Origin of the sequence: Terrimonas sp. (genome assembly GCF_003075435.1) — a bacterium.
In the GTDB taxonomy this organism is placed as follows: Bacteria; Bacteroidota; Bacteroidia; order Chitinophagales; family Chitinophagaceae; genus Agriterribacter.
Genome location: NZ_QCZJ01000018.1, coordinates 73971 through 99410 on the forward strand (window position 1 = coordinate 73971; position 25440 = coordinate 99410).

Consider the following 25440-nt stretch of genomic DNA (forward strand, 5'->3'; position numbering starts at 1 on the left):
TAGCCTAAACCTATAAAACCGGGCTATTTTATTGGCGTATAATACTTCATGGCTTCTTCTGCATACTGCTTTACCTTTTGTATGCGTGTTTCATCTGATGGATGGGTACTTAAAAATTCCGGTGGCTTTTGCCCGCTGGATGCCTGTGCCATACGCTGCCAGAAAGCAACGGCTTCATTGGGATTATAGCCCGCCATAGCAGCAAAGATCAACCCGAAATGATCTGCCTCCAACTCCTGTTTGCGAGAATTGGGAAGCAACACACCTACCTGTGCGCCGGGTGCATATACTGTATTAAATATATTATTTACCGTGGCATTTCCTGAGGTAAGTACACTACCAACGGTTCCTAATCCCTGTGCCAGCATTTCCTGGCTCATTCTTTCATTGCCATGCTGAGCAATAGCGTGGGCGATTTCATGCCCCATAACCACGGCTAAAGCAGCTTCATTTTGCGTTACAGGTAATATACCGGTATATACAACCACTTTACCACCGGGCATACACCAGGCATTTACTTCTTTGGAATCTACAAGATTAAATTCCCATTGGTAGCCCTCTAAAATACTGCCTTTGTTTTCTTTAGTATAATATTCAGTTATAGCTTTTGAAATCCTTGTGCCCACACGCTTAACCATTTCCGCATCTTTGCTTACAGTAGTATTCACTATTTTATTTTCAGTAAGAAAAGATTGGTATTGGGTTTTAGCCATGCTTTGCAATTCAGATTCAGGCAATAATTGTAATTGACTTCTGCCAGTTATTGCATTTTGTTTACAGGCGCCTGCCCACATACAAAATGTTGCAAGCACAAAGAGGGTTTTTATATTCATAGTTTTTATTTTGAAGCGTCGTGGAAACGTATTTCAATTGTTGTACCAAAAAAGACGGGAGGAAATGCAAAAAGGTTGTAGCAGGGATTAACCTAAATCGCCGGAGCGCCTTGATTTTCTTCTATCGCGGTATTTAAAAATAGAGGCTTTACTCTCACTTCCCCTTAATAAACGGGAAATGTTTTTTTGATGTGTTAAAATAACCAGTAATGCAACAGCTACGGCAAATATGCGGTATGCGTGATTATCTACATTAAATATAACCAATATAAAAATGGGAAAAGCAAGACTGGCTAATATTGAACTAAGCGATACAAAGCGGGTTAAAAAAAGCACCAGCAAAAAAACCCCTATACAGCATATGGCAGTCCAGGGAGAAATACCCAATACTAACCCAAATAAAGTAGCAACACCCTTTCCTCCTCTGAACTGAGCCCACACCGGGTATATATGCCCCAGCACAGCGCATAATCCCAGTCCGATTTGAAAATTGGTCCTTGCAAATTCATCGGCAACATAAAATGGAAGAAGAAAAGCAAGTTTTACAGCCAGGAAGCCTTTGAGCATATCTACCAGCATCACTATACTGCCCCATTTAGAACCAAGAATTCTGAAGGTATTGGTAGCTCCCGAATTTCCACTGCCGTAATCCCGGATGTCAATATTAAAGAACCATTTACTTACCCATACTGCGGTAGGAACTGACCCTATCAGGTAAGCTAATATTATTAAGGTAAGTTCATTCATTTAGATATCAGGTTGAAGTTGAATTACAAATATAATTTTTTTGTGCATCATTTCCTTAATTCAGAAGCTTCTTTTTTAAACGCTATACAAAGCCAATTATTTTTTTCTGATTTCTTTTTAAGCTGTAAACCATATTTTTTAGAAATATTCAAGATTTCGTCAAAATCATGTACAAGAATTCCACTTACCAGCAAAACTCCTGCATTATCCAGGCTTTTTGCCATCTCCTCCATATTATCAGCTATTACATTGAGGTTTATATTAGCAAGGATCATATCATAGAAACCAGCCGGAAAATGATCCATTTTTCTCAACTGAATAGATGAACAATCATTCTTTTCAAAATTTTCAGCGGCATTTTCAATACTCCAGTCGTCATGATCTATAGCAATAATTTCAGTGGCGTTCATCTTATGGGCAAGAATAGCCAGCACCCCGGTACCCGTTCCAAAATCAATAACCTTTTTACCCGCAAGATCAAATTCAGCTATTGCCTCAACCATCATTGAAGTTGTAGCATGGTGCCCCGTGCCGAAACTCATTTTTGGCGTAACTAATATGTCATATTTGATATTTTCATTCCGGGCGTGAAAATCAGCCCTTATGCCAACATTCCCGGCTACCACCGGTTCATACGACCTCTCCCACTCTTCATTCCAATTTTTATTATTAATAATTGATTTTGAATGTTTTAAATTATTATATTCAATTATTTTATTGAGTTCTATCTCATTAAAATGCTCATTATTAATGTATAATTTCAGTACTCCCGGCAGTTCTTCGGCACCTGCGATCTCCATTTCTTCGTTTAATTGCGCTAATAATAATTCACCTGCCTCTGCATCGCTTATTGCAATTGCTATTTCAATAAAAATTTCATTTATCATAATTTAAAAGCAAAAAAGCCAACTGTTTACACAGATGGCTTTATATTTTATTTAAACGAGATTAATTGTTTTCAGACCCTGCTTCCCTGTTATCCTGAGCCGGTTTTTGTGGTCTTGGAGCCATTTCAGGTTTTGGCATTAAAGCTTTGCGGCTGAGCTTAAATTTGCCTGTTTTATGATCTACGCCAATCAGCTTAACCTTTACGGTATCGCCTTCCTTGAAAATACCATCCATGCTTTCCAGGCGCTTCCAGCTTATTTCACTGATATGGAGCAAGCCCTGTTTGCCTGGCAAAAACTCAACAAAAGCGCCAAACTCTTTAATACCTTTTACGGTAGCCTCATATACTTCTCCTACTGCAGGCACAGCCACTATACCTTTTATCCAGGCAACAGCTTTATCAAGACCTTCTTTAGCAGGTGAGAATATGCTCACTTCTCCCACAGTACCAACCTCTTCAATATTAATGGTTGTGCCGGTTGTGCGCTGAATCTCCTGTATAACCTTACCCTGGGGTCCGATAACAGCACCGATAAATTCTTTATCAATAAAGAGTTTTTCCATTCTTGGTGCATGAGGTTTAACCTCCTCACGGGCGCCGCCAACGCAAGCATACATAGCATCAAGAATATGCAGGCGGCCTTCACGAGCCTGCTCCAATGCTTCACGCATGGTTTCCATACTTAAACCATCTATCTTGATGTCCATCTGCACGCCGCAGATACCTTCGCGGGTTCCGGTTACCTTAAAGTCCATATCTCCTAAGTGATCTTCATCACCAAGTATGTCTGTAAGAATAGCATATTTATTGTCAGAAGTCCTGGTAATTAACCCCATTGCCACACCACTCACGTGTTTTGGAACAGGTACACCGGCATCCATTAACGCCAGTGAACCGGCGCATACTGTAGCCATAGAAGAAGAGCCGTTTGATTCAAGGATATCGCTCACTATGCGTACAGTGTAAGGATATTCGTTACCCGGCATCATTTGTTTTAAAGAACGCATAGCCAGGTTTCCGTGACCAACTTCCCTGCGACCAGGCGCTCTTAAAAACTTGATTTCACCGGTTGAAAAAGGAGGGAAATTATAGTGAAGAATAAATTTGGTATAATCTGATTTTGCCGCGCTTTCAACCAGCAGTTCATCTAAAGGAGTACCTAAAGTAACCGTTGTAAGTGATTGGGTCTCACCTCTTGTAAACAAAGCTGAACCATGAGGTGTTGGCAAAATATCTGTTTCCATTGCCAATGGTCTTACCTCATCAAGCTTTCTCCCATCTAACCTTATCCTGTCATCCAGGATCATGTTTCTTACCGTTTCCCACTGCAGGTCATCGTAGTATTTCTTGGTAAGCTTAACATCTTCTTCAGCAGGCTCTTCTCCAAGTGTCAACAGCAACTCATCTTTAAGTGCAGAATAAGCATCACTTCTTTCGTGCTTTGCAGTGCCTGATTTAGAAATTTGGTATACTTTCTGAGCTGCAAATGCTTTTACTTTTTCAAGTAACTCTTCTTTAACCACAGGCTTTTCATATTCACGCTTGGCTGTTACACCTTTTTTATCTCTTAATTCCTGCTGGGCTTTGATCTGTATTTTGATAGCTTCATGAGCAATTTCCAGGGCCTTTACCAGATCCTCTTCGCTGCATTCTTTTGATTCACCCTCCACCATCATCAGGTTCTTTTCGGTTGCGCCGATAATGAAATCCATATCAGCATTACCCAACTGTGTTCTGGAAGGGTTAACAATGTATTCGCCTTCAACTCTTGCTACACGCACTTCAGAAATAATTTCCTTGATAGGAATATCGGAAACAGCAAGTGCTGCAGACGCCGCGAGACAGGCCAAAGCATCAGGCATAACTTCACTATCACTTGAAATAAGCGTTATAATCACCTGAACTTCACAGAAATAATCTTCAGGAAATAAAGGGCGAAGCGCACGGTCAACCAGGCGGCTGATCAACACTTCATAATCGCTGAGTTTACCTTCGCGTTTAAAAAACGAACCTGGTATTCTTCCGGCAGAAGAAAACTTTTCCATATAATCCACACTCAGCGGAAAGAAATCCTGGCCTGGTTTGGGTTGTTTGTTTGCTACAGCGGTAGCTAACAGTATACAGTTTCCCTGGCGAACGGTAACAGAGCCGTCTGCCTGGCGGGCAAGCTTACCCGTTTCGATAGATACCATACGACCTCCACCGAGATCAAATGATATATTAATTGGTTGAGAGAGCATAAATATTTGCGTTTAGGCCCACGGCATATACTATAATGCAGGAAGAAATATTACCCAATACCGTAAGCAGTGTAAGTAAAAATGAAGCAGCTATAAAACCACTATTCCCAACCAAAAGTTGGGAATAGGTATAATTTGTTTTAATTCTTATTTTCTGATACCCAATTTTTCAATCAGTTCACGGTATCCGGTGAGGTTATGCTTGCTCAGGTAAGTAAGCAACCTTTTACGCTCACCCACTAACTGTAAAAGTCCCCTGTTTGAAGAAAAGTCCTTTTTATTGCCCTGGAGGTGCTTGGAAATGTGATTAATGCGCTCTGTAAGCAAGGCAATCTGCCCTTCAATTGATCCTGTGTTGGTAGCTTTGCCACCGAAATCTGCGAAAACTTTTGCTTTTTGTTCTGATACTAATGTTGGCATCTCAATTTTTTTAAACATCCAAAATGTTATATTCTACTTATTTGGGCGCAAAGGTAATAAAATATAAGAAAAAGGGGAATTTATTTTTAATCAAAAAAGGGCTGAAACGCATGTTGTCAGCCCTTTTTAAAATTTGTTACAAGATTATTTGAGATACTTTAGATTTAAAGCGTATAATATTACAAAGAGGATACCTATAAATGCCGCGAACAAAGCAATCCCCATCGAAATAATATTGCCCGCCCCAAAAATGGCAAATGGTGCTGCAACAGATATTATTGTTCCCAGAACATACATCCAAAATCCTGGCTTTTTCAGCTGAAACATTAGAATAGCACCTATCAGCGTAAGGATAGAAGCTATAAGCGTAAACAAGGCATTTTTCTTAAGATTTTCCGGATTCATCATCTCGCTCATGCCAGATAACATTTTTTCAGCCATTTTTGTTCCGGCATCTGAACTGGAACCTGCAATCTCGTCTTTTGCATCTTCCATTGCGGCCTGTGTTACACCTGCTGCAGTGTCAGCAGTAAAATAACCGGTAATACCACTGAATATACCATAACCACTACCAATAAAAGTTAAAATACATAATACAGTAAGAAAGGTGGGACGTATTGGTTTAACCGGAGCTTGTTCAAGCGAGTTCAAGTAATTTTCCATAATGCAATTTTGATTTGTATATACAATTGTAATAAAAGATTTTAATAAACAATAATTTACAGGCATTTTTAGTTGCCGGATCATACTTTTGCCACGCTTTATACCATTTCTTATTGAAAACAATATACTTTGCCGTAATAAGTGATCTTTCGTTTGATCAGCGCATGCAACGCATCTGCCGCTCGCTGGCCCAAAACGGTTACAAAGTAGTATTGGTAGGCAAGAGAATACAACGATCTGTACCCCTTCAACCACAACCATATGAGCAGCGGAGGCTATTTTGCTGGTTTACTACCGGAAAGATTTACTATGCGGAATTTAATATCAAACTTTTCTTTTTCCTTCTTTTTAAAAAGATGGATGCTATATGCACGGTAGATCTTGACACGATTGTACCCTGTTATTTTATTTCAAAACTTAAAAAAGCTAAAAGAATATATGATGCCCATGAGCTTTTTACGGAGATGAAAGAGGTCATGACCCGCCCTCCTATTCAAAAATTCTGGCTTGGTATTGAAAGAAAATTTGTACCAAAGTTTCCCGTTGCTTATACAGTTTCCCAAACCGTTGCCGATGAATTTAAAAAACGCTATGGAATCAGGTTTAATATAATAAGAAATGTACCGTACTTAACCGAAGCTCCATTAGCGGTAAATGTTCCCCAGCAAAAAATCATTATTTACCAGGGCGCCGTTAATAAAGCAAGAGGGTTTGAAAGCCTTATTCCAGCAATGCAAACAATAGAAGCGCATTTATATATATATGGTGATGGCAATTTTATGCCTCAGTTAAAATTGCTGATACGCGAATATGGTGTTGAGCAAAAAGTTTTTTTAATGGGCATGAAAACGCCGGAAGCGTTGAAAGCTGTAACAGCAAATGCGTATGCCGGAATTAATCTTGTGGAAAATATTGGTCTGAACCAGTATTATTCGTTAGCGAATAAATTTTTTGATTATATGCAGGCAGGCATTCCGCAGATCACTATGTGTTTTCCTGAATACAAAAACATTAATGATCAGTATGAAGTTGCCGTGCTGATTGATGACTTAACGGCAAAGACTATCGCAGATGCATACACGAAGCTATGTGACGGAAACTTTTACAGCAGGCTAAGAAAAAATTGTCTTGCAGCAGGTAAAATATATAACTGGCAAAATGAAGAGAAAAAACTAATTGATATTTATAATAAACTCTGATAATAATTGAACCGGCATTTACATATAGTTTGTCTTGATGTGCCCTACCCTCCTGATTACGGGGGCGTATATGATCTTTTTTATAAAATTAAATGCCTGAAAGAAGAAGGTATATTCATTCACCTGCATTGCTTTGAGTATGGGCGGGGAGAGCAGACCATACTGAATCAATATTGTGAATCGGTACATTATTACAAACGCAAAAAAGGAATTGCCGCTTTTTCCCTGGAACTACCATATATAGTCAGCTCCCGAAACAATAAAGCACTTAAACAAAATCTTGAAAAAGATAACTACCCGGTTTTACTGGAAGGTATACATTGCACTTACTTACTTTACCGGAATGGCCTGCAAAACAGGAAAGTGATATTGCGGGCACACAATATTGAATTTGAATATTACCGCCAGCTTGCCCAAAGAGAAAGATCATTTTTCAAACAGGCATATTATGTAAATGAAACAAGATTGCTGCGGGAATATGAACCAAAAGTGGCCAAAAAAGCAGATCTGACGCTTACGGTTTCCGCTAATGATGCAAAAATATATAAAACATTATTTGGCGTTACCAATGCACAATACCTGCCGGTTTTTATACCGTGGAATGAAGTTACTGCAGCAGCCGGTACAGGAGCGTACTGTTTATACCATGGCAATTTATCTGTAAATGAAAACCAGGCAGCGGCATTATGGCTTATTGAAAAGATATTTTCAAGCCTCAATATACCGCTGATAATTGCAGGCAAAAACCCTTCTTCGCAAATTATATCCGCAGCTGAAAAATACGATCACATAACTATCATAGCCAATCCGCCTGCGTCTCAAATGGAGGAGTTGATTAAAAATGCGCAGGCAAATGTGCTGCCGTCTTTCAGCAATACCGGCATAAAGCTAAAGCTGCTGCACGCTTTATTCTGTGGCAGGTATTGTATTGTAAATAGCATGATGGTTGCAGGAACCGGGCTGGAAAATATTTGCCTGGTTGCTGAAAATGAAAATGAGCTTATAGGCAATATTAAAACCTTTTTTACCCAACCTTTCACTAATGAAGATATCTCTAAACGCACATACCTGCTTCAGCAGCTTTATAATAACAGGCAAAATGTGAAGCATTTGATGAATATGGTGAATGGCAGGGTTCAGTGAGCAAAACCAAATGATCCTGCAACCATTGCCTGTCCAATATCACTTTTATTAGTAAAGCATGTGTATTGATTGCCATAAGATGGCGATTATAAAATCTCACGCTCTCTTCAGCTTCTTGCACCGAACAACAAGCTGCCGATACGAACCATATTACTTCCTTCTTCTATTGCCATTTTATAATCGCCGCTCATACCCATGGAAAGAGTGGTGAGTGGTAAGTAGTGAGTGGTAAGATGAGCGTTGATTTTGTTATAGATGGAATTAAGATATTTGAATTCAGTACGTACTTCTGCTTCATCGCTGGTAAAGGAAGCCATCCCCATCAGCCCTTTAATAACAATATTTTTCAATTCGCCGGCATGGTGTAATACTTCATTTAACTCATTTTCATCCAGCCCGAATTTTGTTTCTTCTTTTGCAATATGCAGCTGAAGCAATACCGGAATTACCCTGTTGCATTTCAACGCCTGTTTATTTACTTCCTTCAGCAGTTTCAGGCTGTCAATACCATGTATCATGTAAACGAACGGAGCAATATATTTTACTTTATTGGTTTGCAAATGACCAATAAAATGCCAGCGAATATCCTGTGGTAGAAGCGGTTGTTTTTCGGTTATTTCCTGCACGTAATTTTCACCAAAATCCCGTTGTCCCAAATCATACAGACCCTGTATATCACTTACAGGTTTTGTTTTAGATACTGCTACAAGGGTTGTATTTTTTTCAGAAAGAAAATGATTGAGTTCACTATATGCCGCTTTATTCACCGCCATACTAAGTTGTTCTTTTGGGTTTAAGGTTGCAAGTTAAAGGTTGCAGGTTTAGGGTTTATAGTTCGTGGTTTGTAGTTTAGAGTTTATGGTTTTCAACTACAAACCACGAACTATAAACCATGCTGACCGCTGATAGCTGACAGCTTACCCCTATTTCAATATACTCCTCCCTATCACAATTCTCTGCACCTCGCTCGTACCTTCATATATCTGCGTAATTTTTGCATCCCGCATCAGGCGCTCCACATGATATTCTTTAACGAAGCCATATCCGCCGTGCACCTGCACAGCTTCCGTAGTTACCCACATCGCTGTTTCAGAAGCATATACTTTTGCCATTGAACTGCTAAGCGTGTAGTCAATACCATTATCTTTTTCCCAGGCGGCACGTAAACATAATAGTCGTGCTGCTTCAATGCGGGTAGCCATATCAGCCAGCTTAAACTGAATGGCCTGGTGCTGTGCGATCTCCTTCCCAAATGCTTTTCTTTGTTTTGAATAAGCAACCGCACGCTCATACGCGCCTGACGCTATTCCAAGCGCCTGCGCCGCTATTCCAATCCGCCCGCCTGCAAGGGTTTTCATAGCGAAAGTAAAACCGAAACCATCTTCTCCTATCCGGTTTGCTTTGGGCACTTTCACATCCTGGAACATAATACTGTGCGTATCGCTTCCACGTATGCCAAGCTTATTTTCTTTAGCGCCAACAGTAATACCAGGTGTATTTTTTTCTACTATAAAAACATTTATGCCTTTACTTCCTTTTGAAACATCTGTTTGCGCTATTACAAGATAAACACTGGCACTGTTACCATTGGTAATCCAGTTTTTGGTACCATTTAAAATATAATGATCGCCTTTATCTTCTGCCGTAGTATGTTGTGATGTAGCGTCGCTGCCTGCTTCCGGCTCGCTAAGCAAGAACGCGCCGATATACAGCTCCCCGTCTTTTTTACCTTGCGCCAGCGGAACAAGGTATCGCTGCTTTTGTTCCTCAGTTGCATATTTCTCCACCCCCCAGCACACAAGGCTGTTATTAACGCTCATGCATACACTAACGCTTGCATCTACCTTACTTATTTCTTCCATGGCAAGTACATAACTCGCAGTGTCTAATCCTGCCCCCCCGTATTTTTCTTCAACCATCATTCCCATAAAACCAAGATCAGCCAGTTTTGATATCTGTTCTTTGGGAAACTGTTGTTTTTCATCCCGCTCAATTACACCGGGCAGGCATTCATTTATGGCAAAGTCACGTGCCGCTTTTTGAATCATCAATTGTTCTTCACTCAATTCAAAATGCATATAAAATCAATTTTTTAAGAAGCAAAAATAGCAGAATTCAACCCAAACTAACAACTGTTATTTTTTATTGCCTGCTGTAAAGCCAATGTTAATATCAGCCCGCTTAACAACCAGTTAATACAACAGGTAATTTTGTGTGCGTAATTATGCATATCACTTTAAAACATACAAATATGAAAAAGCTATTGCTCGCTATTTTAGTATTTACACTCAGCACCGGGGCCATGTTTGCACAAACGACTAAACCTGCCCAGGAAAAACATAAGACCGCTAAAAAAACTGCCACGGCTACGCAGCAGCAAGCCAGCACAACAACAGCCGCTACCGCAGCTCCGGCTACAGGCAGCACAGTAAAAAAAGTGAAAAAAGACGGCACACCGGATAAACGCTACAAGGAAAATAAACACTTAAAAAAAGACGGCACAGCAGATAAAAGATTTAAAGAAAACAAAGATAAAAAGGAATAAAAACAGGTAGTAATTAGGGATCATAGCCCGCTGATAACAGTGGGCTTTTTTATGCAGTATGCAAACCCACAACCAGCACCTGTAATTTTAAACATAGGGTTACACAAAGGAATACAAAGGAACAACAAGAACTGCCTCACCTGATAGCTGACGGCTGATAGCCGACAGCCCATAGCCCAAAGCTGACCGCCAAAAGCCCCAGCTCATCACTCCACCCCATATCTTTGCACAAATACTGATCCATTGCATCAATCACTTATCAACAATCTCCGGCTGCAAAAAACAGTTACCATTATAGCGGTTGCCCTGTTCATTATTAAAATGATTGCATGGTATATCACCCGGTCTGTATCAATTCTTACCGATGCATTGGAAAGTACCGTAAATGTTATTGCTGGTTTTATAAGCCTGTACAGCCTGTATATAGCAGCAAAACCAAGAGACAGCAATCATCCCTACGGGCATGGCAAAGCGGAGTTCTTATCTGCCGCGGTTGAAGGAAGCCTCATATTTATTGCCGGCATAGTTATTATATACCAGGCGATATACAATTTTATATATCCCCGTGAGCTGCAAAAACTCGATTATGGTATTTTACTCGTGGCGGTTACCGCTGTCATCAATTTCATTACCGGCAGGTATTGTGTAATGGTGGGTAAGCGTAACAATTCACTTGCGCTAATTGCAAGCGGCAAACACCTGCAAAGCGATACATGGTCTACGCTTGGTATTATCATTGGACTGATAGTAATTTGGCTTACCGGACTGAAATGGCTTGACGGTGCTATTGCAATAGGCTTAGCTGTTTATATTATGTATACCGGTTATACCATTGTAAGAAGTTCTGTTGCCGGTATAATGGACGAGGCTGATAAAGAGCTGCTGGAAGAAATGGTACAGTTGCTTAATCAAAACCGGCGTGTTAACTGGATTGATCTGCATAACCTGCGCATCATAAAATTCGGGAACGTATTGCACACCGATTGCCATCTCACTGTTCCCTGGTATCTGAATGTAAGAGAAGCTCATGAAGAAATAGACATATTATCTTCATTGGTAAGAAAAGCATTTGGAGAAACAGTTGAACTTTTTGTACATGCGGACGGCTGTTATGACTTCTCCTGCAAGATCTGTAACAAACAGGATTGCACCGTAAGAAAATTCCCTTTTGAAAAAAACATAACATGGACGGTGGATAATATATCCCGCAACACAAGACATGATATCAATACGAACGAAGCAATAAGCCGCAGCAATACCCACACCATCCTGTAATCCTGGTTAGCGCTTACCATTATTTCAGGATACCTCAATCTGAAGTTATCCCTTCTCCACCTCCATATAACTCTCCGTAGGCTCGCAGGTGCAAACCAGGTTTCTGTCTCCGTAAGTATTATTTATGCGTGAAACACTTGGCCAGAATTTATGCTGCGCTACATACGCCAGCGGAAATGCAGCCTCCTGCCTTGTATATGCATTTGTCCATTCATCAGCGCAAACCACCTGCATGGTATGTGGCGCATTATGCAACGCATTATCGGTTTTATCGCTTTTTCCTTCTTCAATAGCTTTAATCTCCTGGTATATGCTTATCATAGCTTCACAAAAACGATCCAGTTCGGCTTTATCTTCACTTTCGGTTGGCTCAATCATAATAGTACCCGGAACCGGAAAGCCCATGGTAGGCGCATGAAATCCATAATCCATCAAACGTTTGGCAACATCTTCCGCTTCAACACCCGTTGTACTTTTAAATGGACGCAGATCCAATATAAACTCATGCGCGCAGGTGCCATTAGTGCCGAGATACAGTATGTCGTAATATTTTTCAAGTCTTGCACGCATATAATTAGCGTTAAGAATAGCGTACTCCGTAGCAGCCTTAATACCTTCTGCCCCCAGCAATCTTATATAACCATAGCTGATCAATAAAATAGATGCCGAGCCATAAGGTGCGGCGCTTACCGCATGATGATGTGTTGTTGCATCGCCGGTAGCAATATCATTGCTTACATGCGATGGCAGGTATGCTGCAAGATGATCTTTTACACAGATTGGTCCCATGCCCGGGCCGCCGCCGCCATGAGGTATAGCAAAAGTTTTGTGCAGGTTAAGATGACATACATCTGCGCCTATGCTTCCCGGTGAGGTTAATCCGCATTGCGCATTCATATTCGCACCATCCATATATACCTGCCCGCCATTGTCATGCACTATCTCACATATCTCTTTTATCGTTTCTTCAAAAACGCCATGTGTTGAAGGATAGGTTACCATTAATGCAGCCAGTACCTCTTTATACTGCGCTGCCTTAGCTTTTAAATCGGCCACATCAATATGACCTTCGCTATCGCTTTTTACCACCACCACTTTTAAACCAGCCAATACTGCCGAAGCAGGGTTGGTACCATGTGCTGAAATAGGTATTAAAACCACATCGCGTTTTTCCTGTCCCTGGGCTTTATGATAGTTTTTGATGGTCAGCAAGCCTGCATACTCACCCTGTGCGCCACTGTTGGGTTGCAGACTGCACGCGTCAAAACCGGTAATAGCACAGAGGTAGCCGCTCAGTTTATCTATGATATATTTATATCCTTTGGTTTGTGTTGCAGGAGCAAACGGATGAATATTGGCAAACTCAGGCCAGCTGACAGGCATCATTTCTGTTGCAGCATTCAGCTTCATTGTACAGCTTCCCAGCGAGATCATAGATGTTATAAGCGACAGATCCTTGTTTTCAAGAGATCGTATATACCGCATCATTTCGCTCTCACTGTGATGAGTATTAAAAACCTGGTGTGAGAGATATGAAGATTTACGCAGCAGCGCAGCAGGAATATTATCCACGTAATCATCGTCTCCAAAAGCAACAGCAACGCCTGTTTGTCCCGACACTTCACCAAATACATACAGTATATCAAGAATGTCTTTCTGAGAGGTTGTTTCATCTATAGCAATGCCTACATACTGATCATCAAAATACCTGAAATTTATTTCCTGTGCTTCTGCAACAGCTTTTAAAGCTGTTATATCGCTTACCCTTATTTTCAGGGTATCAAAAAAGTTGTCATTCTCATTTATATATCCCATTTCACCCAATGCATCAGATAGGGTTTTAGCAAGAACTGTAACGCGGGTAGCGATCTTTTTTAACCTTTTCGGGCCATGATATACTGCATACATCGCGGCCATATTTGCCAGCAATGCCTGCGCAGTACAAATATTAGAAGTTGCTTTTTCTCTTTTAATATGCTGCTCTCTTGTTTGCAACGCCATTCTTAAAGCACGGTTGCCTTTTGCATCTACACTTATACCGATAATACGTCCCGGCATTCCTCTTTTAAATTCTTCTTTTGTGGCAAAAAACGCGGCATGTGGGCCGCCATAGCCAAGTGGTACCCCAAAGCGCTGTGCTGAGCCTATTGCCACATCAGCCCCAAGATCGCCGGGAGATGCAAGCAAAGTAAGCGCAAGCAGGTCTGTTGCTATTACCACATAAGCGTTTGCCGCATGCACATCTGTTATAAAACTCCTGTAATCTTCAATGCTGCCATTGTTATTGGGATATTGAACAATAGCGCCGAAAAACGTTTCGTCTATACCGGCATTTTTATAATCACCAAAAACCAGTTCAACACCTATAGGCAATGCACGGGTAATGATAACATCTTTGGTTTGCGGAAAGATGGCATTATCTACAAAAAACTTAGGCCTGGTTGCCTTATCCGCTTTATTTACATGATGAAAAAGCATTGACATCGCTTCAGCAGCCGCGGTTGCTTCATCAAGCAATGAGGCATTGCTGAAAGGAAGCCCTGTAAGATCAGCAATAAGCGTTTGAAAATTCAATAAACTTTCCAACCGCCCCTGCGATATTTCAGCCTGGTAAGGTGTATACTGGGTATACCAGCCCGGATTTTCAAAAATATTTCTAAGAATTACAGACGGCGTAATAGTACCATAGTAACCCTGCCCTATATATGATTTGAATACTTTGTTTTGTTGCGCCACCTCTTTTAAATCCTGCAGGTACTCATATTCATTCTGCGCCTCAGGCAGAGCCAGCGGATGATGAAATAATATGGAAGAGGGAACAGTTTTCCTGATCAATTCTTCCAAAGACGATATCTGCATCGTTTCGAGCATCTCCTTTGTTTCAGAAGCATTGGGACCTATATGACGGGAAAAAAACTCATTTGCCTGTGACTCAAATACGTTCATAATGAATACTGCAATTGTAAGGGTGTAAAAAAGATGCGCAAAGTTACGATAATGCAAGTGATTAATAAAAGCCTGCAGGCAAGATGAAAAACAATGTGGATAAGCTGTTCTTAGTAGGGGCGGCGCGAAGGATCAGGAGATCAGGCAGGAGGCGAATGCAGGAGGTAGTTTGAAAAAACAAAACTACAATTCTGATAGCTGACGGCTGTTACGCTGACAGCTCATAGCTTAGCGCAGGCAAGAGGTGGCTCGCGAGACACGCAACCAGGACGTACGATTTAACCACAAAATACACAAAGGGCTTACACAAAGAAACACAAAGGAACGATCCGGACCCATTAGCCCATAGCTGATAGCTGACGGTTGTTACGCTGACAGCTCATAGCTTAGCGCAGGCAAGAGGTGGCTCGCGGGACACGCAACCAGGACGTACGATTTAACCACAAAATACACAAAGGGCTTACACAAAGAAACACAAAGGAACGATCCGGACCCATAGTCCATAGCTGATAGCTGACGGCTGATAGCTACTTACCACTTACCACTTTACTATATCCTACCCCATATTCCTCCTCATATACCCCATCCTCTTCTTTCCGCATTTCCTCGCTGGTAAGGCGGCTGCCATCATGGCTCCAGCCGGGCGGACCGAATATATACCCCATTTTTTCCCGCCAGCCAATATCTGTTCTCCTTAGATCACCCAATATACTTTTCCATTCATGAAAAATAATATTGCCCCAGCTTTCTTTTTCAAGCGGTTTGGTTAAACCGTATTTGATAGGTTGATAGGCCTTTTCAGGAAGCTCGGGCTGAAATGTACCAAACATCTTATCCCAGATAATAAGGAACATGCCCATATTCTTATCAAGATATTTGGGGTTGGATGCATGGTGTACCCTGTGATGCGAAGGTGTTACAAGTATATATTCCAGCCACCCCATTTTTTTAATCAGTTCAGTGTGTACAAAAATGCCCCATATCTGTGTTGCAGAATATATAAACACAATATCAAGCGCTTTAAAACCCATCAGTGCAAGCGGCATAAAATATATAAAACGGTATAATGGCTGAAAAACGGAAGAACGGAACCCCACTGTAAAATTGAGATGCTCCGACGAATGATGCGTAACATGCACAGCCCAGAACAATCTTATTTCATGATCAAAGCGATGAAGCCAGTAATACAAAAGATCTTCAAGCAACAGCAATATTATCCAATACACAATCATATTATGAAATTCAATAACATGATGGCGATAGCAATAATCAAGAATCAAAATATACACACCGCGGAACATTAAGTCTATCGCGCTGTTCACGATCATCAGGTATACATTGGTCAGGGTATCTTTCCAGGTATATAATTTTTGATGCCTGTAGTTACTCAGTAATACTTCAATACCGATAATGAATATATAAACAGGCGTGCTTATAAGTATTAATATCTGTTCTCTTAGTGAATCCATATGCTGTTACGCCGCAAAGATAACCGTTGTGCATTAATAGTTATGTAACTTGCAGCCTGGTTTTCTACCGTTCAACTAAATTATGAGCAACGATAAAAAAGACATATCGCCATTTACTGCTGGTGAATGGAAAGATAAAGCGTGGCAAAAAAAAGCTGCTGAACAGCAGAAAACCTATGCTCATTTTTTGCATAAGCCCAATAAAAATAAAATACTCAGGCGCCTGCCTGATTTGCATGAAGCAGCATTTAAACAAATTGATTGCCTGAAATGCGCGGCCTGTTGCAAAAATTATTCTCCCCGTTTTAAAACTCCTGATATAAAACGCATAAGCAGGCATCTTAAACTAAAAGAAAGCGTTTTTATAGATACCTACCTGCGCCTTGATGAGGATGGAGATTATGTTACCAAACAAAGTCCCTGCCCCTTTTTAGGTGCAGATAATTATTGCAGCATCTATGAACAACGTCCTTCTGATTGCGAACGCTTTCCTTATACTGATGAAGATGTATTATTAAACCGTCCGAAAATTACTTTGAAAAATTCCACCTTTTGCCCGGCAGTTTTTTATGTAATGGAACAACTTTTAGCGCTGAAATGATTAAATTTGCGATTAAGCCTTGCTTAATGCTTTAACGATAAAGCTTTGTGCCCTGTCAAGGTATTCGTATTAAAATTTCCAAGGATTTTAGCATCAAATGTTGTTGACCGGTAAAGGCTACCGCTATTATTAAACATACAAAAAACCGAATATTCAGCCAATGGGGCATCTACCAAAATTAATAGCAGATCTGGCGCTCATTTTAGCGGCCGGTGCAATTGTAACGCTTTTGTTCCGCCGCATTAAACAGCCATTGGTGCTTGGCTATATTATTGCCGGTTTTTTGGTTGGTCCGCACGTATCTATTGTGCCTACCATTATTGATAACGAAAATGTAAAAACGCTTGCAGAGATCGGTGTAATATTTTTACTGTTCAGTCTTGGACTTGAGTTTAGCTTTAAAAAACTGCTCAGGGTTGGGGGCGCCGCTTCTATAACCGCTATTGTAGAGATTGTGGCCATACTTGTTTTAGGATATTTTGTGGGCAGGTGGATGAACTGGTCTGTAATGGACAGTATGTTCCTGGGAGGTTTACTGGCAAGCTCATCAACCACCATTATTATACGTGCATTTGATGAGCTGGGTGTAAAAAGAAAACAGTTTGCAGGCATTGTATTTGGTGTATTGATAGTGGAGGATATTGTAGTGATCTTACTCATGGTTTTATTATCCACCATGGCAGTGAGCCAGCAATTTGACGGAGCGGAAATGGTTTCCTCCATTTTAAGGCTGCTTTTTTTCCTGGCAGTATGGTTTATGGCAGGTATATTTTTATTACCCAGTTTTTTGCGGCTTACAAAAAAATTGCTTGATGAAGAAACGCTGCTAATCCTTTCAATAGGCTTATGCCTCGGCATGGTTGTGCTGGCAACACAAATTGGTTTCTCAGCCGAATTAGGTGCATTTGTGATGGGTTCTATTTTAGCCGAAACAACATCCGCAGAAAAAATTGAACATCTCTTTAAACCGGTCAAAGATCTTTTCGGTTCAATCTTTTTTGTTTCTGTTGGTATGATGATTGACCCTGCAGCTATGGTAGAACACCGCTGGGCAATATTATGGGTAACACTGCTGACTATTTTTGGTAAAATGGTCAGCACTACCGTAGGTGCACTATTATCAGGACAACCACTTAAGCAATCCATACAGGTGGGTATGAGCATGGCGCAGATCGGTGAGTTTGCTTTTATAGTTGCCACTCTTGGCATTACACTGGGCGTTACCAGCGATTTTTTGTTTCCTGTAGCAGTTGGTGTATCGGCAATTACCACATTCACTACACCTTATTTCATAAAATTTTCCGAGCCGTTTTATAATTTCATTAGCCGCCTGATACCGCCCAGGTTATTAAACATGCTGAATCGCTATTCTACAGGCGCTCAAAATATACAGGCAGAAAGCGAATGGAAAATTGTATTGCGCTCTTATGCCACCATTGTTGGAGCAAATGCTATTATCATTATCGCGATCATGTTGCTGGCTGTTACCTTTTTCCTTCCATTTTTAAATGAACGGTTTGAAAATTTAGCACTCAGCAAACTATTGTTTCTTGTTATAACCTTTGCCGCCATAGCCCCGTTTATGTGGGCATTAATGGCCCGCAAGCCTCATAATTCCGCTTATACTACATTATGGCTCGATAAAAAATACAACCACGGACCATTGCTTGTGCTGGAAGTTTGCCGTGTGATTATAGCCGTATTACTGGTAGGCTTTTTGGTTGACCGTATTTACTCCGGCACCATTGCATTTTTAGTGGTGATACCTGTTGCCATAATCGTATTATTCTTTTTCTCGAAAAGAATACAGGGATTTTACAACAGGCTGCACAGCCGCTTTATAGATAATCTGAATGAAAGAGAAAGGGAAGCCCAAAGCGCTAATGGCGATCCTAATTCTTCATTTTCACCATGGGATGCTCACCTTGCAGACTTTACTATTAATCAAAACGCGCCTTTTATCGGTGTGCCTCTGCAGGAGCTGTCATGGCGTGAGCAATACGGCATAAACATCGCTTTTATTAAACGCGGAGAAAAAATTATTTACGCGCCAAGCGCACAGGAAAGATTATACCCGCTGGATGATATTGGCGTTATAGGTACAGATGAACAACTGCAAACATTTAAGCCCGTTATTGATGCCGCTGAAGAGCCTTCAGGCACACAGGCAGAAGATACCGACAATATTGCTCTTCAAAAAATTGTGGTAGACGAGCATACCAAACTAAAGGGAATGACGATAAGACAATCCGGCATCCGTGAAAAAACAAGCGGCCTTGTGGTGGGTATTGAAAGAGATGGCAAACGGATTTTAAACCCTGACTCACACACGATATTTGAATGGAATGATATTATATGGATTGTAGGCGACAGGAGAAAGATACAGGAGTTGGTGAAGGATTAAGAACATCCTGCATAAACCTTGCGGGGCAATGCAGCCAATACATGTATTATGCCCATTAATACTCCAGTTTCCTTAACTGTGGCGCCTTAAACCAGGTAACAACGGCTACTATCAGCGTCATGCATCCGCCAAATATTACTGACGGAGCAACACCCATTAGCCTGGCGGTTAACCCGCTTTCAAACTGGCCGAGTTCATTGCTTGAATTTACAAACATGGAGTTCACGCTCATTACCCTGCCCTTCATAGCATCAGGCGTTTTTAGCTGCATAATAGTGCCGCGTATCACTACACTTATACCATCTAATACCCCGCTGAACATGAGCGCAAAAAAAGAAAGCAGGTACCATTTTGATAATGCAAAAACAATGATGCATATACCAAAACCTGCAACCGCAATGATCAGCCTCCTGCCCTGCTCTTTGCGCATCGGGAAAATGGTAAGCAGCAGCACGCTGCAGATAGCGCCAATGTCTGCAGCACCGTTAAGAAACCCGAATCCTTCAGGACCAACTTTTAATATATCGCTGGCGTATACCGGCACCATTGCCACAGCGCCGCCAAAAAAAACAGCGAACATATCAAGCGATATAGCGCCAAGCAGGTCTTTTGTTTTAAACACAAACCGCAAACCCTCTTTCACACTATCCCAGGTTTTCTTTTCGTTATTAACCGCTACCGGCGGTTTACGTTTAAGCCCGGTAAGTACAATAAATGCAACAAATATTCCCCCGCAAATAAATGCGAGCGTGCCATGAATGCCAACCAGCGCTATACAAAAGCCTCCCAATGCATGCCCTGTAACAGAGGCAGTAAGCCATGCGCCCTGGTTCCATGTTGTAGCGTTTTGCAACGAATGCCGCGGAACAATTAAAGAAAGGATCACATTAAAAGCAGGCCCGGCAAAAGCCCTTACAATACCCGTGCAGAAAATAACCGCGTAAATACATATGGCTATCCAGCGATTGGTAAGATGTGATTTCGTAAAATCAGATGACAGGAACCAAAGTATGCAGCAGGCGCATCCGTAAGCAAAAACCCCGGTGAGCAACAATTTCTTTTTCTCGCTCATATCAATATAATGCCCGGCGTATAAAGCCAATGTTAATGCCGGAACAACTTCCGACAACCCAATCAAACCTATTGCAAAAGGGGCGCTGGTAAGTTTGTAAATCCACCAGCCTGTAAGCGTGCTCATCATGCGCAGCGAAAGAATAAATAAAAACCTGCCCGTAATTAAATTTCTGAACTCCGGTATTTGTACTGATTCAAATGGATTGTTGGGTTTATTAATAATATTTTCCTGGCTCATTTATTAAAGTTTCAGGGCAGTGCTATAAAATGCTGCCCGTTTTCATACTCTTTATCCAAAGCTTCAACTATAATTTTAACATGATCATCGTTGTTTAAAAAATCTGCTTTGGATGCATCTACAAAAAGTGTTTTAATATTATGCTGCTTTATATAGTGCGTATATGTTTGCTGTATATTGAACAGATAATCATCCGGTATCTGCTGTTCGTATGCCCTTCCTCGTTTGCGTATATTATGCTGCAATGTGCTCACAGGTGCATGGAGATAAATCAATATGTCCGGTTGAACAAGTTGCTGGTGAATAATATCAAACAAGCGCTGGTACAATAAGAATTCTTCATCAGGCAAATTCACTTTTGCAAAAAGCAGGCATTTGGTAAACAGGTAATCTGATATGGTAATGCTTTGAAAAAGATCCTGTGTATGAATCAAATCTTTAAGCTGCTTGTATCTTTCCGCCATAAAAAACAATTCCAGCGGAAAAGCATTCTGTTTGGGATTTTCGTAAAATTTTGCAAGAAACGGGTTATCTGCAAATTGTTCTAAAATCAGTCGTGCATTAAAATGTTTGCTGAGTAAATGCGCTAATGTGGTTTTGCCTGCTCCTATATTCCCTTCAATAGTAATAAAATGATAATTCATAAAGAAAGCCAAACTTAAACAAACCCCCGCACAAATATTAAAACAGTTTATCAACAGTTGTCCAGCTTCTTTACCGGAAGCATATCCCTGCATTCAAGTAATAATTCGCTGATCGTTTTTTTGAAAACAGGATGCATAACCCTTGCGGCTATTTCAGCAAGTGGCGCTAAAGCAAAACGCCGGCCTGCCAGCCGCGGGTGAGGAATTTGTAAGGAAGGCTCATCTATAATATCATTATTATATAACAATATATCAATATCAATTATTCTTGGCCCGTATTTCTCTTCCCGCAATCGTCCCATTCTTTTTTCTATTGCCATAATAATATGGAGCAATTCCATTGCAGAAAGCATTGTTTCAATACCAATACACTGGTTAAAAAACAAGGGTTGATCGGTTTTTCCCCAGGCGGCCGTTTCATATATTCCTGATAAAGCCATTATATTGCCCGCCTCCTTTGACAAGGCATTTGCCGCATGCTCCAGGTGTTGTTTCCTGTTCCCAATATTACCGCCTGTCAGTAAATATGCCGTATTCATGAATTGAATGTAATTTCAAGTGCCAAATATCTTTATTTTTACCAGATTAAATTTTACACACGTGAGGAGTTTTTTAAAGTTTTTTGGAGCGGCTCTACTGGCGCTAATCGTTTTCACCGGAGTGATCTTCTTTATTTTCTTCGTTATTGTAAGCAGCATTTCGAGTTCACAGAAAAAAACAGTTTCGGAAAGATCGGTACTGGTGCTTGATCTTTCACGCAGCTTCAGCGACAGGAAAAAGGACAATACATTTTCAGCTTTGAGCGGCGATGCAGACATGACCCCTATTGCCCTCTTCGACCTTGTACGTTTGATCAATCATGCAAAAAGCGATTCATCTATTAAAGGTATTTATCTTAAATGCAATGATAATGCTAACGGCTATGCCGCAAGTGAAGAAATAAGGAATGCGCTTATTGACTTTAAGCAAAGCAAAAAATTCATTATTGCTTATGGCGATGTTATTTCACAAAAAGCTTATTATGTAGCTAATGCTGCAGATAAAATTTATTGCAATCCCAAAGGTGCCGTTGACTGGAAAGGCTTTACCTCGCAACTTTTTTTCCTGAAAAACACATTGAATAAGCTGGAAATTGAGCCGCAGATCTTTTACGACGGAAAATTCAAGAGCGCTACGGAACCCCTGCGGGAAGAAAAAATGACCGAAGCCAATCGTTTACAAACAACAGTATGGCTTGGAGACCTGTATAAAAGACTGCTGGTAACAACTTCTGAAACAAGGGATATTGACACAGCAACTTTGCATCAATATGCAAATATGTATGCCATCCGGTCAGCGTCAGACGCTGTGAAATACAAACTTATTGATGCCATAAAATATGATGACGAGGTTAAAACCGAGCTTATGCAAAAGAGCGGTGCGCCAAAGGTTAATGAAATCAATTTCATTACTATAGGCAGTTATGCGGAAGCCATCAACTTAAAAAAATATGGCAGCGACCGTGTAGCAGTTATTTATGCCGAAGGTGATATTGTATATGGCAAGGGAGAAGACGGGCAGGTAGGCTCAGATGATTTCAGGGCGCTTTTGGCACGTGTACGAAATGATAAAAATATCAAGGCCATTGTACTTCGTGTAAATTCTCCGGGCGGCAGTGCATTGGCAAGTGAAATCATATGGCGCGAAACCCAACTTGCCCGTGAAGCAGGGAAACCGCTTATCGTTTCAATGGGAGATCTTGCAGCATCAGGCGGTTATTATATTTCCTGTGGCGCCGACAGTATTTTTGCCCAACCCAATACCCTTACCGGCTCTATAGGTGTGTTTGGAATTATTCCCAACATGCAGAACTTCTTCAAAAATAAACTCGGTATTACATTCGACCAGGTTAAAACGGCTGATAACGCTGATATTGGCACCATAAGCCGGCCACTTACAGCTTCTGAAAAGCTGATCATTCAAAGTGAGATAGATACTATATATGCCGATTTCAAAAGCCGCGTTGCAGACGGCCGCAAAAAAGACCTCACCTATGTTGACAGTATAGCACAAGGCAGGGTTTGGACCGGTAACCGGGCGCAAACATTAGGGCTGGTTGACAAAATAGGCGGTTTGCAGGATGCTATAGCGTGCGCTGCCGGAATGGCTAAACTTAAAGACTACAGCGTGAGAGAATACCCGGAACCAAAATCTTTTCTCGACATGCTGAGAAACAATTACAGTAAAGCCATCAAAACAAAAGCCATTAAAGAAGAACTTGGCAATGAAGCATTCTTACTGTACCAGCAGGTAAAGCGTATAAAAGATATGACAGGAACGGTACAAACAAGGTTGCCTTACGATATTACAGTAGAATAACTTGCTGGTTTTTCTAAAACTACTACCTTCACCCGTGGAAATATAATTGCATGTCAAAATCCTATAGCCAGTTTAAAGCCATGCTCGCCATCACCAAGGCAGCACTTATCGCTATTTTCAGAAGCCCTTCCGCTGTTGTTTTCAGTTTTGCCTTTCCGTTGGTTTTTATTTTGGTATTCGGTTTCCTGGGCGGCTCAGGTGGTGTTTCACTGCGTGCAGCGTTTACGCCAGATGCTGATACCTCAAGCCAGTTATACAGGATAATCAATACTATTCCCGGCATTAAAATCGTAGAAAAAAGCCCGGAAGAAATTACTGAAGACCTTGAAAAAGGAAGACTGACCGCGACCATCTCTATTCAGAAAAACAACAAAACTGCTTCACCGGCTTATTTTGTAAACTTAACAAGCTCAGAGGCTGTAAATCCGCAAAACATCCAGGTGCTGAAATCTATTTTGGGTTCTATCATCACCAATATGGATAAGCAGCAGTTTCCTGATCAGCCAACAGTAGCGGCAATAAATAATAATATAGAAAAAATCCCCGGCAGAACATATCGCACCATCGACTTTATATTGCCCGGCCAGTTAGGTTTTTCATTGCTGAGCGCCGGTGTTTTCGGGGTTGCTTTTCTATTTTTCAACCTGAGGCAAACATTAGTGCTTAAACGATTTTTTGCCACTCCTATCAGCAGAACGCATATTGTATTAGGTGAGGGTTTGAGCAGGGTTATTTTCCAGTTGATCACCGCCGTTGTTATATTGTTGATAGGGCATTACTTTTTTCATTTTACGCTGGTGCATGGCTGGCTGACTTTTGTGGAATTACTGGTACTCAGTTTTATTGGATTGATGGTATTCATGTCTTTTGGATTTGTGGTAAGCGGGCTTGCAAAAAATGAAAGCTCAATCCCCCCGCTGGCGAATATTGTAACAATGCCTCAATTCCTGCTATCAGGCACTTTTTTTCCTATAGATAATTTTCCAACCTGGTTACAGCCGCTATGTAAAATATTACCCCTCACTCATCTAAATGATGCCATGCGCAATATCGCCTTTGAAGGCATACATCTTACAGCCTGCGGTAAACAATTGGGCATACTTGCTATATGGGCCGTTATCGGTTATTCACTGGCTGTAAAATTATTTAAATGGGAATAGGTGAACATCAGGCGATGGGCAATGAGCTGTGGGCAATGGTGAAATAAATTTTACTGTATTAAAGTATGCGACTAATAAAACAAATTCTGATTGGCTTTACAGGCATTGGCATGATCATATTGATCATATCACTGTTTTTACCATCTCATGTCCGCGTATCAAAATCAATACTTTTGTCGGTTTCAAAAGACAGTGTTTCCAACTCATTGTCGCAAATTCAAACCTGGCAGCACTGGAACCCGCTGCTGCAGGATAAAACTACTGCATACCACTTTTCAGGCGATAATAAAGTAAGCTGGAAAACAGATGACAACAAAACAAATACAATAGCACTCGAACGGCTTTCTGCAGACAGTATCATAGCCGTTATTACTACTGACAATAAACAGGTTTTTCAAAGCGGTTTTAACGTTGTAAAGAATACAGATAATACCGGTTTAACCAAGGTAGACTGGTGGATTGCTGAAGACCTGAAATGGTATCCCTGGGAGAAATTTTATGGCTTGTTTTCTGAAAGCCTGAAGGAGACTTATATTGATAACAGCCTGAAGTCATTAAAACAATACCTGGAAAGCAAATAGCATTTTCGGTC

General features: G+C 40.9%; 22 protein-coding genes. 9 read left to right on the plus strand and 13 right to left on the minus strand.

Features of this window, described 5'->3' with window-relative positions; translation table 11 throughout:
- Positions 1 to 23: 23 nt before the first annotated feature.
- From DC498_RS18030 to DC498_RS18055, 6 genes are all read right to left on the minus strand, one after another.
- Complete coding sequence (locus DC498_RS18030) at positions 24 to 833, minus strand: M48 family metallopeptidase (RefSeq protein ID WP_116875546.1); 810 nt, start codon at positions 831 to 833, stop codon at positions 24 to 26.
- Positions 834 to 920: 87 nt separating this feature from the next.
- The gene (gene plsY, locus DC498_RS18035; RefSeq protein ID WP_116875547.1) at positions 921 to 1580 is read right to left on the minus strand and encodes a glycerol-3-phosphate 1-O-acyltransferase PlsY; all 660 of its coding nucleotides are present in this window, start codon (positions 1578 to 1580) and stop codon (positions 921 to 923) included.
- Between the two features lie 47 nt (positions 1581 to 1627).
- On the minus strand, positions 1628 to 2467 hold the full coding sequence (gene prmA / locus DC498_RS18040) for a 50S ribosomal protein L11 methyltransferase (protein ID WP_116875548.1): 840 nt from the start codon (positions 2465 to 2467) through the stop codon (positions 1628 to 1630).
- Between the two features lie 61 nt (positions 2468 to 2528).
- Positions 2529 to 4709 (minus strand): polyribonucleotide nucleotidyltransferase, encoded by a 2181-nt coding sequence (gene pnp / locus DC498_RS18045; protein ID WP_116875549.1) that lies wholly within the window; start codon positions 4707 to 4709, stop codon positions 2529 to 2531.
- Between the two features lie 147 nt (positions 4710 to 4856).
- Entirely contained in the window at positions 4857 to 5129 is a 273-nt protein-coding gene (gene rpsO, locus DC498_RS18050; RefSeq protein ID WP_116875584.1) for a 30S ribosomal protein S15, read from the minus strand.
- Positions 5130 to 5273: 144 nt separating this feature from the next.
- Complete coding sequence (locus DC498_RS18055) at positions 5274 to 5792, minus strand: hypothetical protein (protein WP_133176887.1); 519 nt, start codon at positions 5790 to 5792, stop codon at positions 5274 to 5276.
- A 113-nt stretch (positions 5793 to 5905) separates the two neighbouring features.
- Here DC498_RS18055 and DC498_RS18060 point away from each other — a divergent pair, with 113 nt between their 5' ends.
- Positions 5906 to 6991: a glycosyltransferase gene (locus DC498_RS18060; RefSeq protein WP_240628046.1), complete on the plus strand. Its 1086-nt coding sequence runs from the start codon at positions 5906 to 5908 to the stop codon at positions 6989 to 6991.
- A gap of 6 nt (positions 6992 to 6997) precedes the next feature.
- Complete coding sequence (locus DC498_RS18065; RefSeq protein WP_116875551.1) at positions 6998 to 8134, plus strand: glycosyltransferase; 1137 nt, start codon at positions 6998 to 7000, stop codon at positions 8132 to 8134.
- Positions 8135 to 8241: 107 nt separating this feature from the next.
- Here the strand turns inward: DC498_RS18065 and DC498_RS18070 are convergent, their stop codons facing one another.
- Together DC498_RS18070 and DC498_RS18075 are read right to left on the minus strand one after the other, a co-directional pair.
- Entirely contained in the window at positions 8242 to 8907 is a 666-nt protein-coding gene (locus tag DC498_RS18070) for a YggS family pyridoxal phosphate-dependent enzyme (protein WP_116875552.1), read from the minus strand.
- A 150-nt stretch (positions 8908 to 9057) separates the two neighbouring features.
- On the minus strand, positions 9058 to 10212 hold the full coding sequence (locus tag DC498_RS18075; protein WP_116875553.1) for an acyl-CoA dehydrogenase: 1155 nt from the start codon (positions 10210 to 10212) through the stop codon (positions 9058 to 9060).
- A gap of 173 nt (positions 10213 to 10385) precedes the next feature.
- Here DC498_RS18075 and DC498_RS18080 point away from each other — a divergent pair, with 173 nt between their 5' ends.
- Together DC498_RS18080 and DC498_RS18085 are read left to right on the plus strand one after the other, a co-directional pair.
- A complete protein-coding gene (locus DC498_RS18080; RefSeq protein WP_116875586.1) occupies positions 10386 to 10679 on the plus strand; it encodes a hypothetical protein in 294 nt (97 codons plus the stop codon).
- Positions 10680 to 10922: 243 nt separating this feature from the next.
- Positions 10923 to 11954 (plus strand): cation diffusion facilitator family transporter, encoded by a 1032-nt coding sequence (locus DC498_RS18085; RefSeq protein ID WP_240628047.1) that lies wholly within the window; start codon positions 10923 to 10925, stop codon positions 11952 to 11954.
- A 45-nt stretch (positions 11955 to 11999) separates the two neighbouring features.
- Here the strand turns inward: DC498_RS18085 and gcvP are convergent, their stop codons facing one another.
- On the minus strand, positions 12000 to 14900 hold the full coding sequence (gcvP, locus tag DC498_RS18090; RefSeq protein WP_116875554.1) for an aminomethyl-transferring glycine dehydrogenase: 2901 nt from the start codon (positions 14898 to 14900) through the stop codon (positions 12000 to 12002).
- 527 nt (positions 14901 to 15427) lie between these two features.
- On the minus strand, positions 15428 to 16369 hold the full coding sequence (locus DC498_RS18095) for a sterol desaturase family protein (protein ID WP_116875555.1): 942 nt from the start codon (positions 16367 to 16369) through the stop codon (positions 15428 to 15430).
- An 82-nt stretch (positions 16370 to 16451) separates the two neighbouring features.
- Between DC498_RS18095 and DC498_RS18100 the strand changes: the two genes are divergently transcribed.
- Positions 16452 to 16970: a YkgJ family cysteine cluster protein gene (locus tag DC498_RS18100; RefSeq protein WP_116875556.1), complete on the plus strand. Its 519-nt coding sequence runs from the start codon at positions 16452 to 16454 to the stop codon at positions 16968 to 16970.
- Positions 16971 to 17130: 160 nt separating this feature from the next.
- Positions 17131 to 19374: a cation:proton antiporter domain-containing protein gene (locus tag DC498_RS18105; protein WP_116875557.1), complete on the plus strand. Its 2244-nt coding sequence runs from the start codon at positions 17131 to 17133 to the stop codon at positions 19372 to 19374.
- Positions 19375 to 19429: 55 nt separating this feature from the next.
- Here DC498_RS18105 and DC498_RS18110 read toward each other — a convergent pair whose 3' ends face one another.
- Genes DC498_RS18110 through folK form a run of 3 tightly spaced genes read right to left on the minus strand, consistent with a single transcriptional unit; the run spans position 19430 to position 21869 of the window.
- On the minus strand, positions 19430 to 20686 hold the full coding sequence (locus tag DC498_RS18110) for an MFS transporter (RefSeq protein ID WP_116875558.1): 1257 nt from the start codon (positions 20684 to 20686) through the stop codon (positions 19430 to 19432).
- 11 nt (positions 20687 to 20697) lie between these two features.
- Positions 20698 to 21330: a deoxynucleoside kinase gene (locus tag DC498_RS18115; protein ID WP_116875559.1), complete on the minus strand. Its 633-nt coding sequence runs from the start codon at positions 21328 to 21330 to the stop codon at positions 20698 to 20700.
- 50 nt (positions 21331 to 21380) lie between these two features.
- A complete protein-coding gene (gene folK / locus DC498_RS18120) occupies positions 21381 to 21869 on the minus strand; it encodes a 2-amino-4-hydroxy-6-hydroxymethyldihydropteridine diphosphokinase (RefSeq protein WP_116875560.1) in 489 nt (162 codons plus the stop codon).
- Between the two features lie 61 nt (positions 21870 to 21930).
- Between folK and sppA the strand changes: the two genes are divergently transcribed.
- The 3 genes from sppA to DC498_RS18135 all read left to right on the plus strand — a co-directional run bounded on the left by sppA (position 21931) and on the right by DC498_RS18135 (position 25429).
- Positions 21931 to 23688 (plus strand): signal peptide peptidase SppA, encoded by a 1758-nt coding sequence (gene sppA / locus DC498_RS18125; RefSeq protein WP_116875588.1) that lies wholly within the window; start codon positions 21931 to 21933, stop codon positions 23686 to 23688.
- Positions 23689 to 23738: 50 nt separating this feature from the next.
- Positions 23739 to 24848, plus strand: a complete 1110-nt coding sequence (locus DC498_RS18130) for an ABC transporter permease (RefSeq protein WP_116875561.1) — start codon at positions 23739 to 23741, stop codon at positions 24846 to 24848.
- 65 nt (positions 24849 to 24913) lie between these two features.
- Positions 24914 to 25429, plus strand: a complete 516-nt coding sequence (locus DC498_RS18135) for a hypothetical protein (protein ID WP_133176888.1) — start codon at positions 24914 to 24916, stop codon at positions 25427 to 25429.
- The last annotated feature ends 11 nt before the right edge of the window (positions 25430 to 25440 follow it).

What these genes read in the sequence shown, in the direction of transcription:
- DC498_RS18030 (WP_116875546.1), bottom strand. Translation starts at nt 833, where the DNA reads ATGAATATAAAAACCCTCTTTGTGCTTGCAACATTTTGTATGTGGGCA.
- plsY (WP_116875547.1), bottom strand. Translation starts at nt 1,580, where the DNA reads ATGAATGAACTTACCTTAATAATATTAGCTTACCTGATAGGGTCAGTT.
- prmA (WP_116875548.1), bottom strand. Translation starts at nt 2,467, where the DNA reads ATGATAAATGAAATTTTTATTGAAATAGCAATTGCAATAAGCGATGCA.
- pnp (WP_116875549.1), bottom strand. Translation starts at nt 4,709, where the DNA reads ATGCTCTCTCAACCAATTAATATATCATTTGATCTCGGTGGAGGTCGT.
- rpsO (WP_116875584.1), bottom strand. Translation starts at nt 5,129, where the DNA reads ATGCCAACATTAGTATCAGAACAAAAAGCAAAAGTTTTCGCAGATTTC.
- DC498_RS18055 (WP_133176887.1), bottom strand. Translation starts at nt 5,792, where the DNA reads ATGGAAAATTACTTGAACTCGCTTGAACAAGCTCCGGTTAAACCAATA.
- DC498_RS18070 (WP_116875552.1), bottom strand. Translation starts at nt 8,907, where the DNA reads ATGGCGGTGAATAAAGCGGCATATAGTGAACTCAATCATTTTCTTTCT.
- DC498_RS18075 (WP_116875553.1), bottom strand. Translation starts at nt 10,212, where the DNA reads ATGCATTTTGAATTGAGTGAAGAACAATTGATGATTCAAAAAGCGGCA.
- DC498_RS18080 (WP_116875586.1), top strand. Translation starts at nt 10,386, where the DNA reads ATGAAAAAGCTATTGCTCGCTATTTTAGTATTTACACTCAGCACCGGG.
- gcvP (WP_116875554.1), bottom strand. Translation starts at nt 14,900, where the DNA reads ATGAACGTATTTGAGTCACAGGCAAATGAGTTTTTTTCCCGTCATATA.
- DC498_RS18095 (WP_116875555.1), bottom strand. Translation starts at nt 16,369, where the DNA reads ATGGATTCACTAAGAGAACAGATATTAATACTTATAAGCACGCCTGTT.
- DC498_RS18100 (WP_116875556.1), top strand. Translation starts at nt 16,452, where the DNA reads ATGAGCAACGATAAAAAAGACATATCGCCATTTACTGCTGGTGAATGG.
- DC498_RS18105 (WP_116875557.1), top strand. Translation starts at nt 17,131, where the DNA reads ATGGGGCATCTACCAAAATTAATAGCAGATCTGGCGCTCATTTTAGCG.
- DC498_RS18110 (WP_116875558.1), bottom strand. Translation starts at nt 20,686, where the DNA reads ATGAGCCAGGAAAATATTATTAATAAACCCAACAATCCATTTGAATCA.
- DC498_RS18115 (WP_116875559.1), bottom strand. Translation starts at nt 21,330, where the DNA reads ATGAATTATCATTTTATTACTATTGAAGGGAATATAGGAGCAGGCAAA.
- folK (WP_116875560.1), bottom strand. Translation starts at nt 21,869, where the DNA reads ATGAATACGGCATATTTACTGACAGGCGGTAATATTGGGAACAGGAAA.
- DC498_RS18130 (WP_116875561.1), top strand. Translation starts at nt 23,739, where the DNA reads ATGTCAAAATCCTATAGCCAGTTTAAAGCCATGCTCGCCATCACCAAG.
- DC498_RS18135 (WP_133176888.1), top strand. Translation starts at nt 24,914, where the DNA reads ATGCGACTAATAAAACAAATTCTGATTGGCTTTACAGGCATTGGCATG.